The organism is Porphyromonas canoris (assembly GCF_000769115.1).
Classification (GTDB): Bacteria; Bacteroidota; Bacteroidia; order Bacteroidales; family Porphyromonadaceae; genus Porphyromonas_A; species Porphyromonas_A canoris.
In genome coordinates this window covers 1-18,770 of sequence record NZ_JQZV01000010.1, presented here as the reverse complement: position 1 = coordinate 18,770, position 18,770 = coordinate 1, and the positions used below count along the sequence as shown (strand labels likewise).

At 49.6% G+C, this 18,770-nt stretch carries 20 protein-coding genes and 1 pseudogene; 17 read left to right on the top strand and 4 right to left on the bottom strand.

What is annotated here, in order from left to right; all coding sequences use genetic code 11:
- Positions 1–262: 262 nt before the first annotated feature.
- Both mobB and HQ43_RS04950 read right to left on the bottom strand, forming a co-directional pair.
- Positions 263–1,543, bottom strand: coding sequence for a conjugal transfer protein MobB (mobB, locus tag HQ43_RS04955; protein ID WP_036790579.1), 1,281 nt, complete (start codon positions 1,541–1,543; stop codon positions 263–265).
- Positions 1,543–1,953: a plasmid mobilization protein gene (locus HQ43_RS04950; RefSeq protein ID WP_036790576.1), complete on the bottom strand. Its 411-nt coding sequence runs from the start codon at positions 1,951–1,953 to the stop codon at positions 1,543–1,545. Before HQ43_RS04950 ends, mobB begins: the two co-directional genes overlap by 1 nt.
- 548 nt (positions 1,954–2,501) lie before the next feature.
- Here HQ43_RS04950 and HQ43_RS04945 point away from each other — a divergent pair.
- The 17 genes and pseudogenes from HQ43_RS04945 (at position 2,502) to HQ43_RS04865 (ending at position 17,359) form a co-directional block, all read left to right on the top strand.
- The gene (locus tag HQ43_RS04945) at positions 2,502–3,287 is read left to right on the top strand and encodes a ParA family protein (RefSeq protein WP_036790573.1); all 786 of its coding nucleotides are present in this window, start codon (positions 2,502–2,504) and stop codon (positions 3,285–3,287) included.
- A 3-nt stretch (positions 3,288–3,290) separates the two neighbouring features.
- On the top strand, positions 3,291–3,803 hold the full coding sequence (locus tag HQ43_RS04940) for a DUF3408 domain-containing protein (protein ID WP_036790570.1): 513 nt from the start codon (positions 3,291–3,293) through the stop codon (positions 3,801–3,803).
- A complete protein-coding gene (locus tag HQ43_RS04935) occupies positions 3,803–4,240 on the top strand; it encodes a DUF3408 domain-containing protein (RefSeq protein ID WP_052103089.1) in 438 nt (145 codons plus the stop codon). The genes HQ43_RS04940 and HQ43_RS04935 overlap by 1 nt, the downstream gene beginning before the upstream one ends.
- Positions 4,237–4,998 (top strand): hypothetical protein, encoded by a 762-nt coding sequence (locus HQ43_RS04930; protein ID WP_052103088.1) that lies wholly within the window; start codon positions 4,237–4,239, stop codon positions 4,996–4,998. The genes HQ43_RS04935 and HQ43_RS04930 overlap by 4 nt, the downstream gene beginning before the upstream one ends.
- Before the next feature lie 138 nt (positions 4,999–5,136).
- Positions 5,137–5,439 carry a DUF4134 domain-containing protein gene (locus HQ43_RS04925; protein ID WP_036790565.1) on the top strand — a complete coding sequence of 101 codons (303 nt, stop codon included), beginning with the start codon at positions 5,137–5,139 and terminating at the stop codon, positions 5,437–5,439.
- Between the two features lie 5 nt (positions 5,440–5,444).
- The gene (locus tag HQ43_RS04920; protein WP_036790562.1) at positions 5,445–5,774 is read left to right on the top strand and encodes a DUF4133 domain-containing protein; all 330 of its coding nucleotides are present in this window, start codon (positions 5,445–5,447) and stop codon (positions 5,772–5,774) included.
- A gap of 127 nt (positions 5,775–5,901) precedes the next feature.
- Positions 5,902–8,412, top strand: a pseudogene (locus tag HQ43_RS04915) (TraG family conjugative transposon ATPase).
- A gap of 37 nt (positions 8,413–8,449) precedes the next feature.
- Complete coding sequence (locus HQ43_RS04910) at positions 8,450–9,079, top strand: DUF4141 domain-containing protein (protein WP_036790559.1); 630 nt, start codon at positions 8,450–8,452, stop codon at positions 9,077–9,079.
- A 13-nt stretch (positions 9,080–9,092) separates the two neighbouring features.
- Positions 9,093–10,142 carry a conjugative transposon protein TraJ gene (gene traJ, locus HQ43_RS04905; RefSeq protein WP_036790556.1) on the top strand — a complete coding sequence of 350 codons (1,050 nt, stop codon included), beginning with the start codon at positions 9,093–9,095 and terminating at the stop codon, positions 10,140–10,142.
- A gap of 24 nt (positions 10,143–10,166) precedes the next feature.
- Positions 10,167–10,790: a conjugative transposon protein TraK gene (gene traK / locus HQ43_RS04900; protein ID WP_036790553.1), complete on the top strand. Its 624-nt coding sequence runs from the start codon at positions 10,167–10,169 to the stop codon at positions 10,788–10,790.
- Between the two features lie 4 nt (positions 10,791–10,794).
- Positions 10,795–11,091, top strand: a complete 297-nt coding sequence (locus HQ43_RS04895) for a hypothetical protein (RefSeq protein ID WP_052103087.1) — start codon at positions 10,795–10,797, stop codon at positions 11,089–11,091.
- Positions 11,084–12,331 (top strand): conjugative transposon protein TraM, encoded by a 1,248-nt coding sequence (gene traM / locus HQ43_RS04890; protein WP_036790551.1) that lies wholly within the window; start codon positions 11,084–11,086, stop codon positions 12,329–12,331. The genes HQ43_RS04895 and traM overlap by 8 nt, the downstream gene beginning before the upstream one ends.
- A 38-nt stretch (positions 12,332–12,369) precedes the next feature.
- Entirely contained in the window at positions 12,370–13,308 is a 939-nt protein-coding gene (traN, locus tag HQ43_RS04885) for a conjugative transposon protein TraN (protein WP_036790548.1), read from the top strand.
- Between the two features lie 5 nt (positions 13,309–13,313).
- Positions 13,314–13,895, top strand: coding sequence for a conjugal transfer protein TraO (locus HQ43_RS04880; RefSeq protein WP_036790725.1), 582 nt, complete (start codon positions 13,314–13,316; stop codon positions 13,893–13,895).
- 14 nt (positions 13,896–13,909) lie between these two features.
- Positions 13,910–14,365: a DUF3872 domain-containing protein gene (locus HQ43_RS04875; protein WP_036790545.1), complete on the top strand. Its 456-nt coding sequence runs from the start codon at positions 13,910–13,912 to the stop codon at positions 14,363–14,365.
- A 5-nt stretch (positions 14,366–14,370) separates the two neighbouring features.
- Positions 14,371–16,278 (top strand): collagen-like domain-containing protein, encoded by a 1,908-nt coding sequence (locus HQ43_RS04870; RefSeq protein ID WP_036790542.1) that lies wholly within the window; start codon positions 14,371–14,373, stop codon positions 16,276–16,278.
- Positions 16,268–17,359 (top strand): OmpA family protein, encoded by a 1,092-nt coding sequence (locus tag HQ43_RS04865; RefSeq protein ID WP_036790539.1) that lies wholly within the window; start codon positions 16,268–16,270, stop codon positions 17,357–17,359. The genes HQ43_RS04870 and HQ43_RS04865 overlap by 11 nt, the downstream gene beginning before the upstream one ends.
- Positions 17,360–17,566: 207 nt before the next feature.
- Here HQ43_RS04865 and HQ43_RS04860 read toward each other — a convergent pair whose 3' ends face one another.
- Complete coding sequence (locus HQ43_RS04860; protein WP_036790536.1) at positions 17,567–18,016, bottom strand: hypothetical protein; 450 nt, start codon at positions 18,014–18,016, stop codon at positions 17,567–17,569.
- Between the two features lie 13 nt (positions 18,017–18,029).
- The coding region (locus HQ43_RS04855) for a PcfJ domain-containing protein (protein WP_036790532.1) at positions 18,030–18,770 on the bottom strand (741 nt) is incomplete at its 5' end.

Here is an 18,770-nt window from a genome sequence, read left to right as displayed (position 1 = left end):
ACTATTTCGTCAAAGTCAAATGCGTAGGCTTCGCTGCTTTCCTTTTTCACCGAACTGTATCTTCACAGAGAAAACAGTAGATCCCTACGTGACCATTTTCTATTTTCCACGGAGGGGAGATCTATTTCCTCGGAAGTTTGACTTCATTCTTCCGAACTATCACTCTGTCCTTCCGTGGAGATTTCTTCTTTTCTCCGTCTCTATTTCCGATTTCCTCCGTGAAGAGTGCGATGCCGTCCTCTTTATCACACCCTGCCTTGACTTACCTCTTCCTTCGTCTGAGATGAACCTTGCTCTGCCTGCGAAGTTTCCGTTGCCAAGCCGCCTCTTTCCAATCATCATTGCTACTACCGAGAGGAAGGTCACCGACAATGTCATCTACCAGTTCATCAACAAGGCTGTCTCCCTCGTCCGCATCTGACTGTAACGGTTGAACAGTTGGGGCTTCTTTCAATTGAGAAGAAGAAATACCATACAATGTCTCATCCATAAATGGATTGTAGGTCAGGTTGGAGAGGTAGGCATTAAATGTATTGGCCGAGTACCCCTTGCCTAGTCGGGAACCATTGAGAGCAATGCCATTCTCATCGTCTATGAACGTAATACCATAGATGCGCCCGCTCTCATTCTTTCGGATAACCGTTCGCAAACCTTGCTCCTCCAATCGATGTCGCAGTGCTTCCTCTGTTTGGGGAGAAGTACGCATTACTTGTAGGACTTTCTCCCTTACAGCTGGTATCAGTGGCTTGATAGCTTGCTTAGATTGTTGCATCCTATTCTGCACGGCTGTATAGCCCACACCACGACCAATCTCCGAGGCATGGATGGATGTACTTACCTTATCGCCTTTATCATCAGTCGGTACATAGACCAGTCCATCGTACTTCTTCCCTCGAAACTCTGTCTTGACCTCTTCTACGGCAAGATTGTATTGGGAAAGAATCGCATTGAGTTCTCCCAACGAACAGAAGCGATAATGCTTCAGAACAGAACGAGCTATAGATGCTACCTGCTCTTTGATATTTCCTTTTGCCATATCCACCTTTGAGAGCTCTTGTAGCGATTTATCTGTAATCTCTGTGCTGGGAATTAGATGGTACTTCTTCTCCAGCGCATCCGTAATTTTCTTGCTTCGTCTGCCTTCAAACTTGTCATTGATCTTTCGACCATCACCATCTACCCTTAGCGATACGATGTGTATATGCTCACGGGTGATATCATTGTGCTTGAACACAATGTAGGGTTGCTTACCATAGCCCAGAGCCTCCATGTACTCCTTAGCTATCTGCGAGAGCGTTTCATCGGACAGCTTCTCGTCTGGATGGGGATTGAGCGAGCAATGGAAGACCGTTTTCTTTGTTCGACACTTTTCGGGTATCAATGCCTGCATATCTGCAAGTACCTCCGACATCGTATATTCGCCCGCTCTGTTTTGGTACAAGCCATGTGCCAGCAGAAGTATTGCTTCCTTCTTATTTACCTTCTTGAAGTTGTAGCCGAGCGTACCCCCGAGGTTCTCCGTTGCTGAAATCTTGGCAATCATTACTTGCGGTAATCAATGGTCAGAGAGACAGCCTGCTCCTGCAAAGCAATAATCTGAGCTGATAGTTGCTCCAGTTTCTCAAGCAGTATCTGAGCAGTCTTCACGCTATGATAGCTATTGATGGCTCGTACAGCTTGGTTATACAGTACACCTATCTTATGTATCTGGGCAGTTAATTCGGAGAGCTTACGATAGTACTCCACGGCAGATTTATCTACCATTATCACCTTGAAATGCTCCCCCAATATCCTTGCCCGAACGAAGTCGGACTTCGTTTCCGCACCTGATTTATGGAACAAGTCAATCGCCCGTTGCTGGTCTTTCGGGTCAGGCAAGCGTACATGCCAGTTGTCCCAGCGAGGCTTATTCAGCTCTTTTCGCTTGCGATCTCTTTCCGTCTGCTTATTCATCTGTTGCTTCTTCTATTAATTACGACTTTGGAGTAATTCATTTCCCCTTCGGGGCAAGGGTCTTTGTGGTACAAACTGCGGTTTGTGTTACAAAGACACACCTTGCCAGTATCAAGAGATGATGCTGATGAAGCATCCACCCTTTTGGGCTGTCTCCTTCGAGGCGTTAGCTCCGTGTTTTTGTTTCGCTTGCAAAGTTACAGCCTTGGTGTAATACGCTTAGCATAAGCGAAATACCTGTGTTTTCCTGCGATTTCCTTGTGTTTCCTTGAGCCTTGAAACTAACTGATTTACCTACTTATTTTGCAGAGGATTTAAGTCCAGACGGACTCAATGAGTAAGGTCTAAATAGACTAACTGACCTAAGTCTATTGGTCAGTCCAAAATGAGATGAGACAAGACTCAAGTTGAATAGTTGGTCACTCCATTTATACCGACTGAGTAGGTTCAATCAAGACTATGTGACCAACAGACAATCTCAGCTTGGTTGATTCATACGTCTGTGACTAAGTCTCAAAGTTAGTAACCTCGTAAAACAGTCATTTTATATGAAATCAGAGCAGACAGTCAGTCCTATATACTTGGGCTTTGCTTCACAGAAAGGAGGAGTCGGCAAGAGCAGCCTTGCCGAGGTACTCGCTTCTATCCTGTACTATGAAAAAGGGATACCTCTTACCGTAGTCGATTGCGATGGCACGCAGGAATCTTTTTATAAGCTCCGTGAGCGAGAGCGTAACATTATAGATGAGTCCCCAGACATTGCAGAGCAGCTCAAAGCCTTCTTTACCAAATTCGGTAAAAGAGCCTACCCGATATTCCGTACGAAGCCTGAAGAAGCCCTAATACAAGTCAAACAATTGCTTAAACAGACAGAAGAGGATATTAGACTCGTCATCTTTGACTTTCCAGGACACGCTGGAACCCCAGAGTTATTGAACCTCTCTTTGGAGATGGATTATATCATCTCCCCCATAGAAGCAGATCCTCAATCCTTAGTATCAAGTTTCGCCTATGCCCAAACGGTAAGAGACTTAGGTATCAGCTTAGAAGATGCTCGCATTCAAGACCTCTTATTGCTCTGGAACAAAATCAACCGCAGTGCAAGCACGGTTGTTATCGACCACTATAGCGATTATGCCAAGGCGGAAGAGATCAAAATCTTCGATACACGTATCTATCACTCGGTAAAATTTGCTCGCGAACTCGCCCAAGGAGGTGTTAAGGGAGTTTTTCGTAGTTCCTACCTGCCGCCTGCCACCTCATTACGAGCTGGTACAGGTGTCAATGAGTGGGTAGAAGAAGTCTGTCGTCGTTTCAATATCAGCACCGAGTAAGCAATGAGTTCCATTACAGAGAAACGACAGAAGATACTGAGCAAGAAGCTCCAAGAGATGGGCGATATAGGAGTGAGCAAGCGTAGTGCCGAAGAGTCCCCCTTTTTTGACCAACCTATCAAGTTAGGAACAGAAGAAGCAATAGAAGTGGTATCGCCTGAAGAGGAGGACGTACTTACGGCTGAACCATCAGTCCACAGAGATATGCCGATACCTACTGAGGAAGCCCCAGCCCAACCAGCAAAGAGAAAAACTGATGCCACCAGCTGCGGACTTTCTTTTGAGGAGTATGAAGCACGCTTCTTTGTTCCTTCACGAGATGCTCGAGGCAAGGTGGGCTTTACCATTCACTGGGAGGTGCTTCAGACCTTGCGAGATGTGCTGAATGATGTTCGCTCTCGGGCAACACTGACATCCTATATCGAGAATATCATCTTGGAACATCTTAAGGAGCATCAAGCAATGCTCAATAAGGTCGCAGCTCAACATAAACGTAATCCAACAATCAATTTATAATGAACACAATACTTTTTCAAGCATTTCTTGCTGTAAGCATCCTAACGATGCTTTGCCTGATGATTTACCTCACCATTCGTGCTTGGTATAGCGTTGCATCTTATCCCGAAGAGCAAGTCCCAAGTGTCTTTCCTGAAGCGAAGAGAATTACAACCTCAGAACATAACAACGATGTTCACACCCAATCTGAGCCAGTTGTGAATGCAGATGACTATAAAATCCGCTTTCTTTTACCTGTTCGTTTTGCACGAAAGACTGCTTTTACGATGAATGTCGAGACCTTGGAGATACTGCGAAATGTTTTACACGACCTTGACGAGCGCGTGACTATGGCTGCTTATATCGAGAACATCCTTCGTCAGCATCTATCAGAGCACAGAGAACTTCTGAATGCAGCGGCTGATGCTAAACGAAGAACCCAAACCATAACGATATGATGCAAACGATACTACTCAATGTCCTTTTGTGTCTGGGGATTATCTGGCTGCTCCTGCTTATTCGCTACACCTACTATTACATTCAGTTCTCTCGCAGAGAAGATCGTAAAGCAGCGAAAACCAATGGCGACAAAATTCCGACAGCGGAGGAAACGAAGCAAAAGCCCGAAGAAGCCCATACTTTGGTGGGCAAGAGCAAGGGGTTGAGTTCTGAGGATTTCCCGAAACTTCCTGCCATTCCAAAAACCGAGGTCAGCGCAACGCAAGCCAATACCTTTGCACCGCCCAAAGCGCAGGAGGGAGGCGAAGTGAGCGATACGACAGAGGAAGCCCCCTCTGATGAGCCCAGCATTAGCAAGGAGGAGAACGAGATGCAAGTCGCCTTTACGACCGATGAAGTCGATGAGGACGAGGTCGCCAAAGAGGAGATGCTCCTCACTCGAGACCCGATGCCTGAGGTATCGCCTTCGGCTATCCTTGCTCGTGACCTGGTACGTATGGGACGCTGGTCAAAGAACGATGAGGAGTTAGACGAGGAAGACGAAACCGAGGTACAAGACACCCTCAGTAAGGTGCAAGGTACAGACCTGATGGAAAAGTATTTAGAGAACCTCAAAGCAGAGGAAGGGAAGCATAGCAAACTCTTAGCCTTCGTGCGGAAAGCAGAGGAGAAGCAAAGACAAGCAGAAGAGTTAGGCGATGAGCGTACACAGACGATAAACACAAACGACACACATCCCTTAGACTACTACCTGTAAAACACAAGCGGAGTACTGGGTGGGGTGACACGCATAGGCTACACACCAATGACTATGAAGAACACACGAGCCTCAGTCGTGTCCCTCACCCACACGCTCCCTAACGCAAACAAGTATTCACTTATAAACTTAGTATTCATGAACACAAAGAAAATCGCACTGATGATGCTCCTCTTGGTCGCTGCCACCGCAGGAGCTTATGCTCAAGGCAATGGCATGGCAGGTATCAACGAAGCCACGAAGATGGTGACGAGCTACTTCGACCCTGGTACGAAACTCATCTATGCCATCGGAGCCGTGGTCGGCTTGATTGGTGGCATTAAGGTCTACAACAAGTTTAGCTCGGGCGATCCCGATACGAGTAAGACCGCCGCCTCTTGGTTTGGGGCTTGTATCTTCTTGATTGTCGCAGCTACTATTCTTAGAAGCTTCTTCCTCTAAAAGCGATGGCATCTTGGGAAATCAATAAAGGTGTAGGACGCACGGTAGAGTTCAAAGGCTTGAAAGCGCAGTACCTCTTCCTCTTTGCAGGAGGTTTGCTGGGGACTTTCATTGTCGTGGTCGTGCTGTATCTCTTGGGCATTAGTCAGCTCGTGTGCCTCGGCATAGGCGTATTGGGTGCTACCGTAGTTGTGTGGCAAACGTTCGCTATGAACCGCAAGTATGGAGAGCACGGACTGATGAAGCTCGGGGCGGTACGCACGCATCCACGGTATCTGTCGAACCGCCGTAGCGTCCTACACCTCTTTAGAAATACTCGTATAGCACGGCACTAGCGTCGTTACTTCGACACTCGGACTTCGGTCACGTACCCCACGTACGCTCCCTTGCCCTCGGTCTCAGTGCCTAGCTATTACCGCACTATACAAGCATTGCATCCTAATCATATAACAACAAGATAAGATGAGAAATACCAGCAAAATCAGTTCTTTGGAGGCGAAGTTCCCCCTGCTCGCTATTGAGCAGGGGTGCATCGTCAGCAAGGAAGCCGACATCACGGTGGCTTTTCGGGTAGAACTGTCCGAGCTCTTTACCGTGACCTCTGCCGAATACGAGGCGATGCACTCGGCTTGGCACAAGGCGATTAAGGTGCTGCCTAATTACAGCATCGTGCATAAGCAGGATTGGTTCATCACGGAGGCATACCAAGGCAAACTCGCTGAGAGTGGGCTGAGCTTTCTTGCACGCTCCTCGGAGCGACACTTCAATGAGCGACCCTACCTGCATCACTCGGTCTACCTTTTCCTCACCAAGAGCAACAAGAAGCGTATGGCACAGCAGAGCAATTTCTCTGCCCTCTGTCGTGGGCATCTTGTGCCGAAGGAGATAGAGGACAAAGAAGCCGTTATCAAGTTTATGGAGGCGGTAGACCAGTTTGAGCGTATCATCAACGATACGATGCTTATTCGCTTGGAGCGGATGACCGAAGACGAGCTCGTCGGCACAAACAATCAACCAGGAGTCTTAGACCGCTACTTTTCCCTCTCGGAGGAAGGACACGCCAGCCTCGAGGACATCCGATTGGGGGCAGACCTCGTGCGTGTGGGCGACAATAAGCTCTGCCTGCATACGCTGAGCGATACAGACGATTAGCCTACAAGTGTCAGCACCGATAGCCGATATGAAAGGCTCTCGACCGACCGCAGCGACTGCCGTCTGTCCTTTGCCTCGCCTGTGGGGCTGATGCTTTCGTGCAACCACATCTACAACCAATACCTCTTCATTGAGGATAGCGAAGCCAACTTACAACGCTTTGAGAAGCAAGCGAGGAATATGCACTCCTTGGCACGCTACAGCCGTAGCAATCAGATTAACGAGGAGTGGATACAAGAGTACCTCAATGTTGCCCACTCACAGGGCTTGACCTCTATTCGTGCCCACTTCAATGTGTTGGCGTGGAGTAGCGACAACGAAGAACTCCGCCAAATCAAGAACGATGTGGGCAGTGCCTTGGCGCTGATGGAATGCAAGCCCCGTCACAACACGATAGATGTGGCCACGCTCTACTGGGCAGGTATCCCAGGCAATGCAGCCGACTTCCCGAGCGAAGAGAGCTTCTACACCTTCATCGAGCCAGCCCTCTGCTTCTTCACGGCTGAGACGAACTACAAGGACTCGCTCTCTCCCTTTGGCATCAAGATGGCAGACCGACTCTCGGGTAAGCCCATACACTTGGATATCTCCGACCTGCCGATGAAAAAGGGCATCATCACGAACCGCAATAAGTTTATCCTCGGCCCCTCGGGCAGTGGTAAGAGCTTTTTCACGAACCACATGGTTCGTCAGTACTACGAACAGGGGGCACATGTCCTCTTGGTCGATACGGGTAACTCTTATCAAGGCTTGTGCGAGCTCATTCACGGAAAGACCAAGGGCGAGGACGGGGTATACTTCACCTATACGGACGACAGCCCCATCTCTTTCAACCCCTTCTACACGGATGACTATGTCTTTGATGTCGAAAAGCGAGAGAGCATCTACACGCTGCTGCTCACCCTGTGGAAGTCAGCCGAAGAGCGGATTACCAAGACCGAGGCAGGCGAATTGGGTTCTGCTGTCAATGCCTATATCGAGCTGATTAGAGCCGACCACACCATTACCCCTTGCTTCAATACCTTCTACGAGTATCTGCGTGATGTGTATCGAGAGGATATGAAGCAGCGAGAAATCCAAGTAACGCTCTCGGACTTCAATATCAACAACCTGCTAACAACGCTGAAGCAGTACTATAAGGGTGGTCGCTATGATTTCTTGCTCAATTCGGACAAGAACATTGACCTGCTGAGCAAGCGTTTCATCGTCTTTGAGATTGATGCGGTCAAGGACAACAAAGACCTCTTCCCTGTGGTGACTATCATCATTATGGAAGCCTTCATCAACAAGATGCGTCGATTGAAAGGCACTCGCAAGATGATCCTCATTGAGGAAGCGTGGAAGGCGATTGCTTCGGCGAATATGGCGGACTATATCAAGTATTTGTATAAGACCGTGAGAAAGTTCTTTGGCGAGGCGATTGTCGTGACGCAAGAGGTAGACGACATCATTCAGTCGCCCATCGTTAAGGAGAGTATCATCAACAACTCCGACTGCAAGATTCTGCTCGACCAACGCAAGTACATGACCAAGTTCGACGGCATACAGGCGATGCTGGGCTTGTCCGAAAAGGAGAAGAGCCAAATCCTCTCTATCAACCAGAGCAACGACCCGAACCGCCTCTACAAAGAGGTATGGATAGGCTTGGGCGGTATGCAATCTGCCGTCTATGCTACAGAGGTGTCGCTCGAGGAATATCTCGCTTACACGACCGAGGAAACAGAGAAGGTAGAAGTGCTACGCTTGGCTGAAACTCTCGGTGGCGACATCGAAACGGCTATTCGCCTGTTAGCACAGCAGAAACGAGAGGATAAGCGATAAAGAAGCAACAATAGAAAACCTATAAACCATAGCAACAATGAAAAAGTATATGTTTACGGCTCTGCTTGGCTTGAGCCTATTTGCCACACAAGCCCACGCTCAGTGGGTGGTGACCGACCCGACCAACTTTGCGGGTAACATCGCCAACACGGTCAAAGAGATTGCCACAGCAGGCAAGACGGTGAAGAATACCTTAGACGGCTTCAAGGAAGTCGAAAAGCTCTACAACGATACCAAGAAATACTACGATGCCCTCAAGAAGGTCAATAACCTGATTGGCGATGCCTACAAAGTGAAGGAGTGTATCCTGATGGTAGGCGACATCTCCGACATCTATGTGAACTCCTACAAGCGAATGCTTCGTGATAAGAACTTCCGCCCCTCAGAGCTGGCAGCCATTGCCTCGGGCTATACGAAGCTCCTTGAGCAGAGTGGCGAGAGTTTGAGAGAACTGAAGTCCGTTGCCAAGAGCAATGTCTTTTCGATGAACGACAGCGAGCGTATGCAGATGATTGACCGCATCTACACAACACTGCGTGAATATCGCTCCTTGGTGTCCTACTATACACAGAAGAACATCTCGGTGAGCTATGTGCGTGCCAGAGAGAAGGGCGACCTCGCCGCAGTAAAGAGTTTGTACGGCAACGACAGTAGCCGTTATTGGTAAGGAGAGCAGCGTTATGGATTTTTCATCTTTACACGAACTGCTCCGCTCCACCTATGACGAGATGCTCCCCTTGGCAGCCGAGATGACGGGCATCGCTAAGGGTATCGCAGGTCTGGGAGCCTTGTTTTACATCGCCCTAAGAGTTTGGTCATCACTCGCTCGAGCCGAAGCGATAGATGTTTATCCGCTCCTGCGTCCTTTTGTTCTCGGCTTCTGCATTATGTTTTTTCCCACGGTGGTACTCGGCACGATGAATGCCGTGCTCTCACCCGTGGTGCAAGGCACAGAGGCGATGGTGCATAAGCAGGAGGGGCAACTCGCAGACCTTACCGCCAAGCGAGACAAACTCAAAGAGGAAGCCTATCTCAAAAATCCCGAAACGGCTTATTTGGTGTCAAACGAAAAGTTTGATGCCAAGATTGAGGAGATGGGCATTATCGGTCCCGAGGATGCGGTAACCATTGCAGGTATGTATGCCGAACGAGCCGCCTATCAGACCAAGCAGTGGTTTATGAAGCTCTTCAACGATTTGATGGAGCTGCTCTTCCATGCAGCAGGCTTGATTATTGACACGCTCCGCACCTTCATCTTGATCGTCCTCTCTATCCTCGGTCCTGTGGTCTTCGGTATCGCTGTATGGGACGGTCTGTCGGGTTCGCTCACGGCATGGTTTAGCCGATATATCTCGGTGTATCTGTGGCTACCTGTGAGTTCTATCTTGACGGCACTACTCACGAAGATTCAAGTCTTGATGATACAAAAGGACATTGCCGAGCTGAGCGACCCCAGCTACATACCCGATGCAGGCTCGTGGTATTACATCGTCTTCTTCCTCATCGGTATTGTCGGTTACTTCTGTGTGCCTACGGTCGCAGGCTGGATTATCGAAGCAGGTGGCGGCATTGGCTCTTACGGACGCAATGTCAATCAGCTTGCTCAGCGTGGTGTGCAAGGAGGGGGTAAAAGTCTGTACTCAGGCGGTAAGGCAACTGCTGCAGGTGCAGGTGCAGTTCTCGGCAATCTCGGTGGTCGCATCAAGGGAGCACTCATCAAAGGGAAGTAGAACTAAAACAAGAAAACAGCAACTATGGAATTTAAGTCATTAAAGAATATCGAAACCGCCTTTAGGCAGATCCGTCTTTACACGATGGTCTTTGCCTTGCTCTGTGCAGGCGTTTGTGGCTATGCCCTCTATGCTTCGTTCGACTTTGCTCAGGAGCAGAGAGAGAAGATCTATGTCCTCGATGAGGGCAAGAGTTTGATGCTCGCCTTGAGCCAAGATGCCTCTCGCAACCGCCCTGTCGAGGCGAGGGAACACGTCCGACGCTTTCACGAGCTTTTCTTCACCATCGCTCCCGACAAGGAAGCCATTGAGGGGAATATGGAGCGAGCCTTTCTGCTCTGCGACAAGTCGGCATTCAACTACTACAAGGACTTGGCTGAGAAGGGCTATTACAACCGAGCCATTTCGGGTAATGTCAATCAGCGCATCGAGATTGACTCGATTCACTGCAACTTCGATAGCTATCCCTATGAGGTCACGACCTACGCACGGCAGTTTATCCTGCGACAGAGTAATGTCACGGAGCGAAGCCTTGTGACGAGTTGCACACTTCAGAACTCTGTCCGTTCGGACAACAACCCACAGGGCTTTCTGATGGAGCACTTTCTCGTGCGAGAAAACCGAGACCTGCAAACCTATAAACGCTAAGCCTATGTCAGCGAAACACTCCTTCTACCGCCATTATCTGCGACTGCACTACTGGTTGCGAGAGCGATGCGATAGGCTTAGCCCCAAGGCACGCAAGCGGTTGGTCTACGGCATCAGTGCCGCCTACCTCCTTTGTTCGCTCTTGATGATAGCCCAGTTCTTCCTCCCCAAAGCGGAAGAGCCACGGCTACCGATACCCAAAAATCAATACATCGACTCCTCTATCCACTCCTTTGGGGTGGATAGCATCGGAGAGCGATTAAGTACCATCACTCATCAAATGATAAAGACCTATGGATAATAAACAGAAAGAACAACTCAAGAAGGGCTTGGTCTTTAGTGGGCTGGGCTTACTCTGTGCCCTGTCTATCTGGTTCATCTTTGCCCCCTCAGACAAGGATAAGGCAGAGGAGCAGCAGGGACTCAATAAGGACATACCCCAAGCCACGGTCGAGCAACTGACCGACAACAAGCTCAAAGCCTACGAACTCGGGGATAAGTCAGCCTCTGAGGAGCAGGCACAAGCCGAGATGGGGCGACTATCGGACTACTTTGCCGATGCCACGCCTACGCCCGAAGTGCAGCAAGCACAGCAGGCTTCGACAGCGAAGATTGAAGGCTCGCTCCAGCGATACGAAGAGAACAACCGCCTGCTCAGCTCCTTCTATGCTCCTGACCCACACGAAGAGGAGCGAGAAGCCCTCAGAGCCGAGATAGACGACCTCAGAGAGGAACTCCGCAAAAAGGACAGCGAAGCCGAGGACGAAGAGGAGAAACAGCTTCGCCTGATGGAGCGTAGCTATCAGATGGCATCGAAGTACCTGCCCAAGGGAACGAACCTGCCTGCCAATGCCTTTGCCGAAGCGACTGAGCGACCCATTGCAGAACCACAGGGCAAAAGCAATGTGGCAACAGTAGGCGAGCCGATGCTCGAAGCCCTCACCGAACAGAAGTCTATCGTGTCCAGCCTTAATCAGCCTATGAGCGATTCCGCCTTTATACAAGAGTACGGGACGAAGGAGCGACACCTTGGCTTTCACTCCTTAGCTTCTCAGAAGAATGCAGTGCAGCGTAACACCCTGCGTGTGGTCGTCGACCGCACAACGACTCTGCAAGAGGGCGAGTATGTCGCTCTTCGTCTACTCGAAACGGCACGCATCAAGGAGTTGCGTATCCCTCGAGGGGGTAAACTCATCGCCCAAGCGAAGATTGAGGGCAACCGTATGCAACTGCTCATTAAAAGCATCGAGGTAGGTGGACAGATTACCCCCGTCAAGCTCTCTGCCTACGATACCGACGGACAAGAGGGCATCTACATCCCTGGCTCTGAGAATGTGTCCGCCCTCAAAGAGATGGGAGCGAACATCGGTGGCTCAATGGGGACGTCCTTCACCTTCGCTTCGTCTGCCAAAGACCAAATCATCTCCGAGGCAGCTCGTGGTGTGATGCAGGGAGCAAGCCAGCTCCTGCAAAAGAAGCTCCGCATGATTAAGGTTACCCTCAAAGGAGGATACCGCCTATTCTTAGTACAAACCAAGTAAGGACAAAACTCTTAATCAATAAATTAAACGAATAGACAATGAAAAGAATGATTTTATCTGCCCTTATGCTTGTAGCAGGCATCACAACAACATTTGCCCAAAACAATGAAGGGTATCGCCCTCTCAACTCGGGCGACCTCTATCAAGGAATGACCAAAGCGATCCCCTCGGGGCGTGTCGTTTTACCTTATGGGCTTGAGGTTACTTTCGAGAAGACCTCGCACCTTATCTTCCCTGCACCTATTCGCTATGTAGACCTCGGGAGCAACAACCTCATCGCAGGCAAGGCAGAAGATGCCGAGAACGTCTTGCGTGTCAAGGCTGCCGTGCGTGACTTTGAAACCGAAACCAATATGAGCGTCATCTGTGAGGACGGCTCATACTATGCGTTCAATGTGAAGTATGCCGACGAACCCGAGAAGCTCAGCATCGAGATGAAGGACTTCTTGTCGAGCACAGAGGGGCGACTACCCAGCAATCGTGCCGATATCTACTTTAAGGAACTCGGCAACGAGTCGCCCATCCTCGTCAAGCTGATGATGAAAACCATTCATCAAAACAACAAGCGGACGATTAAGCATATCGGGGTACAACAGTTCGGCATCAAGTTCCTACTTCGTGGCTTGTATGCTCACAATGGGCTTCTGTACCTGCATACCCGCATCGACAACGAAACCAATATGCCGTACTCGGTGGACTTCATCGCCTTTAAGGTCGTGGATAAGAAGGTCGCTAAGCGTACCGCCATACAAGAGCGAGTACTCCAACCTCTTAGAGCCTATCATCAGATTATGCAGGTGCGTGCCGAGGACAGCGAGCGAACAGTCTTTGCCCTCGAGCAATTAGCCCTTTCGGAGGACAAACAGCTTGAGGTAACGCTCTATGAGCGAAACGGCGGTCGCACGCTCTCTTTCTATTTGGAGCAGGAAGACCTACTACTTGCCCGAAAAATTGATAAGCTCCAACTCAAATGGTAAGCCCTATGAAGAAGAACCTATTCTTATCAGCCTGTGTAGCGGTGGTAATGGCTTTTGCCTTGCCATCGCACGCACAGCGACTTATCCCGAAACAAAAGGGGATTGAGGTAGTAGCATCTGTGCCAGTGATTAAGGGCGAGAAACTCTTTATGAAGGGACAGTTTGGGGTAGGTGTTTCCCTCACGAAATACCTCAAGCGAGAGAATTATGCCTTCCTCTCGGCAGAATATGAGGAACAGAGCCTGCCGTATCGCACTTATCAAGTGCCGATGCGTGATATGCTCCTGCAAGTAGGCTATATGCAACCTATCCTCTCCGATAGGGGTAAGAACGTCTTTACTTACCTCGGTATCTCTGCCCTCGGAGGCTATGAGGAACTGGGTGAAGAGAAGTCTTTGCTGCCCGATGGGGCAACCCTGCTTGACCGCTCTCGCTTCGTCTATGGCGGGGCGGTGCATAGTTCTGTAGAGTGCTTCCTCTCGGATAGGCTGCTCCTCGTCCTCAAGGCTCAAGGGCGGCTGTTCCTCGGCTCGGATGTACATCGTTTTCGTCCTGCTATATCAGCAGGCATTAAATTTAATCTTTAAGCAATAAGAGAATAATGAAAAAGAAAATCTTTAATACGCTGTGGGTCGTGGGGGTACTCACCTTTGCGGGGTTTTGTTTACCTGCTTGTAATCGGGAGTTGGATGTGCAGCAGTCTTACGACTTCGCTTTGCAAACGATGCCCGTTCAAAAGGACATCAAAAAGGGCGAAACAGCCGAAATCCGTTGTTCACTCAGACGAGGGGGCAACTTTGCAGACACTCGATACACCCTTCGCTACTTCCAACCCGAGGGCAAGGGCATTTTGAAAATGGACGATGGCTTGGTCTTTAATCCCAACGACCGCTATCCCTTGACGAGGGAGGAGTTTCGCTTGTACTACACCTCTCAGTCGGCAGACCGCCAGACGATAGATGTGTATATCGAAGACAACTTCGGCAAAGTGCAACAACTGACCTTTGCCTTCAATAATAAGAAGGCAGAGGACGAAGAAAAGGATAATCAACACTAAAAACTATGAAACAAACACTTAGAAATCTCTTACTTATAGCCTGTGCTACGCTCTCCCTTGGGGCTTGCTCTCGCTTTGACCTTAGTCTACCCGAAGGACCTCAAGGCAAGCAGGGGATAGCAGGGGCATCAGCCTACGATATTTGGAAAGGAGAAGTCCTCTCGGGGAAGATTCCTTGGACGAGTGGCATGACACTCAGTGACTTCTTTCGCTACCTCAAGGGGCGTGATGGTAAGGATGGCAAGAATGGGCGCTCCGCCTTTGAGCAGTGGCAAGACCTCGTGCATTCAGGTTCACTCATTGACCCCAAGACGGGCGAAGTCTGGGAGCGAGACAGCGACAGCGAAGCCGACTTTTGGTACTTCCTTGCTGGTCGTGACGGCATCAATGGTCGTGATGGGATAGATGGACGAGCTGGCAACAATGGCTCTGATGGAGAGAACGGCAAATCAGCCTATGAGCTATGGCGAGACGAACTTCAGCGTCGTTACAAGACGGACAAGCCTATGCGAGATCCCAAGACGGGCGAGGTGTGGTCATTGCAAGACAATAGCCTTGACGACTTCTTCCGTTACCTCTCTGGACGAGATGGTAAGGACGGCAAGAATGGCATCAACGGCAAGGACGGACGCACAGGCTCAGACGGTCGTCCCTCGCCCCCTGGGACAGCAGGCGATACGGTAGTCGTTGTTATTGGCAAACCGAATGTCATTGCCCAGTACTCTATTCAGTCGCAGAGCGAATACATCTTGCCTGAGGGCGTTCGCTACAAGGTCTATTGGGAGGACGGAGAGCTTGCTCCTCATGCCGTGGTCAAAGGCTTACCAGGTATAGATGCCGAGAAGACTTTTACCGCTGACGAGAATGGCGAATTTGTTATTCCGATGGCAGACCTACCCTTTGCCGATGAAATCTCCTTCGGACGAGCCGAGAGTGTCAGCTACAAGGGCAAGACGGCACGCTCAGCCAACAATACCTATGTCCCCAATAAGTTCCTCTACGAATTTGAGGTCAATAACAGCATGATGTTCCTCTATGCTGATGTGATGCAAGGAAGCTTTAGCCTTAGGGTGAAGCGTGCTCCCAGCAAGCCTTGGCAGTCCATGCCTCTATATTTTCAGAAGGCAGAGACAAAAGTCCACGCCTATCGCATCTCTGACCCCAATAATCCACATTCCTTTGTGCTGAACGACAAGGGAGAAAAGGTTAAGGAGCTTTGGGGTATGGATTATCATCAAAACTATGTTGTCCCCAGTCGTCCTGCGATTAGAAGTAAGCGTGCTCCTACCAATGCTAAGAGCTTTTGGGACGGCAAGAAACGCTACTATCTCTGCGACTTCAACTTTGGTAGCTTCCCAGGGCTCATACGTGAAGCCCTCATCATAGAGGTGCCCCCTATTCAGTACGCTCCTCGCCTAAAGAGCATCCATCTCAAGACGAAGCGACAGACCGAAGGAGGCGTTACCTACTTTGAGAGCGTCTCGGGAGAGTTAGACAACAGCGATATTGACTTCAGCAACCTCTACTCGGTGTACAACCGCACTTTCTCTCGTTTCACTACGGGTCAGCGTATTCTCTTTACGCCACTAACCTCCGAAGAAGTCGCTCGCTACAAGGTCTACGTGCGTTTTCGCTACAATGCAGGAGGTGTATCGCACGATGTGCTCAGCTCACCTAAACATCCGAGCTTCTCGGACTTGAGCTATAAAGCTGTACTCCCTTACATCGGTTCGTATGTACACATTGACTTTGATTGGTCATCCACTTCAGGGCAGGCACATAATGTGTCGTGGCTACCAGACCGCACGGGCGGAACGCTCAAGTATGCCCCTAATGGGCGAGATTTCCTCGTAACCTTTGACAGCAAGCAGTATCCTAACCTAAAACCTATCACTGTTACCTATGAAGAATAAAGTAGTCCTTATGAGCCTTGCCCTATTCCTTGGGGCTGGCTCGGGCTTTGCCCAAACGAGTAAAGCCATAGAAATCAGCTTTGGGGCTAAGACCATCGCCTATCCACGGCTTAGTCTGCTCTCGGCAAAGCACAGTTCTCTTGGTTATCAGTTAGCTCTTGAGAAGCAAGAGCTGCTCTTAGGGCTGAATGCTTCTGTCACTCAAGAGCTATCGCCTCATTGGGGTGTACAGCTCGGGCAAAGCCTTTTCAAAGATAAGGGCATTATTGCCCTTATAGACTTACAAGTAGAGCATCGCTTTGGAGCTTATTTTGCTCGCTCTGCCTACATCGACCCTTACATCGGCTTAGGGATTAGCTACTTCTACAATGGGGTATCCAAGAATTCTTTCGGACAAGGCTCTGTTGAGGGTAAGCCCATCGTATGGCAGGCTGAAGCACAAGAGTTGTGGCAGAAGAGGCACAGCTTGCCCCTAAGTGCCACTATAGGAGCAAGGCTCTGGCTCAATGACCGCTGGGGCATGAAACTTGATGCAAGCTATACAGCTCTCGCCACAGACCCTCATCGTGGAGCTTGGTCGGCTGGCTTGGGGCTAAGCTATCGCATAGGTGGACGAAGTAAGATGCCCCAAGCCAAGATTCAGTATATCGACCGCTACTTAGAGCAGATTATTGAGAAGCCTATTCTCATAGAGAAGCAGGTTCCCATCTACATCAGCGAGGTGCTTGAGGGGATTTATTTTGATTTCGGGAGCAGTGAGCTGAGCGAAGCCTCTATGCCACTTGTGGAGCGACTTGCCCAGTGGATGCGTCAAGACATCAGCAAACGCTTTCTCATCACAGGCTGTACTGATATTGTAGGGGCGAAGAGCTTTAACGAGCAGTTATCTCTTGCTCGCGCTCAAGCGCTTGCCTCAGCCTTGGTCGCTCGAGGAATAGCCGAGGAGCGTATCAAGTGCCGAGGAGTAGGCAAGCGGATTGCCCTCGCACCGAAGGACACGAGTATAGACACGCGTAGCCAAGACAGAAAAATCCTCCTCGAAGTCGTCTCAAATGAGGACTACTGGAGGAGGATAGAATAAGCATAAAATTGCTTCATTGTGGTTTAAGTGGTGTGCAGGCATCGGTTCGAGAGAATAGATGCCTGCGTTTTTATGGTTTCAGCTCTTGGGCTGAGAGCGACTTTCTTTTGCTTCTTTTCTTTTGGTCGCCTGCTCGCCTCAAAGACAAAGAAAAGAAGCCACGCAAAGATTTTTCTCTGCGTGGCTTTTTTATTTATCCGTGCTCCGTTATTGGGAGTCCTTGTCTCGGCTCTGTAAGGTTGCCACAAACAAGTGGCAAAAGTTTCGGGCTTCTTCTTCGGTGAGAAAGTAGTTCCCACACGCATACAAACTAATACCAGGGACATCTTCTCGGGTAGGGTCTGCCCACTCATAGGTGTCTACACTGCGTGGGATGCTCGTGTCTACAAAGTAGTACAAGCCTTTGCTCCCTGCTCTCTGTAAACATCTGTTTTGTATTAGGGTGTCACGAAAGATGGATGCGTAACGCTCGGCTTCTTCCTTGTCTGAGAAATAGTTGCCACTCTCGTTTCTCAACTCATCAATAGTCTTAAAAGGAAGTCCTTCTTTTCCTCTATCCCACGCTCGCACAACTTGCATATCTCGGGATATATACCAATAGCCTTCGTCGGCTTTGGCTCTCCATCGTGGAGCGATGTCAAATGTCAAACTGCTCATATTGTATTCTTATTTAGGCTGTTGCTTTCATTCTATCTCTAAACACTTGTTGGTTGGCATTAACCAAGTCGATGATGCGGTCGTGGTACTCGGTGTTCTTATTCTGCAAACCACGGCACTGAATGACCTTCATCGTTTCAAGCGATACTTCAATAGTCTCTATCCGCTTGCCGTCAATGCGAGCCGATAGAATAAGACTCTGCTCTTTGAGGTAGTACTCGTTGGTAAATACACAATGGTGTAAGGCTTTGCCCTCTTCCATATACTCTGCTACACTTTCCAACATACGCACCTCAATCGTGCCGTCTGTAAAGGCGATGCCAAAGAATGGGGCTTTGAGTGCTTGAAAACGTTCCTCGTTCTCTATGGCTCGTTGTCTTCTGTGTGCTTCGGCTTCCTTGTCTCGCTGTGCCTGCATTTTTCGCTGTGCCGTGTCGTGGGCTACTTGCAAGTCCTCGGGGCAAACGAAGTGGGCGTTGTGCGTGTCCTTGCCTAACCTCCCAAGCATATCCACATAGTCGCACCAAAGGGCAATGTCTGTGATGTCGTAGCCCCTGCGAAGGGTGATTTTGTAGGCTTGCCAATACGCATCTATTCGCCTTGCTCGGCTGAGGAAGTAACGCAGATGCTCGGTACGTCCTGCTTTCATCAGTGTCTCGGCACGGCTGTCTGTGAGGAGGGCAGGGATAAGTATATTAGGGGCGATGTCGTGGCACTCGCCTGCAAAGCCGTTCCTGCGGAGGGTGTCTATTGT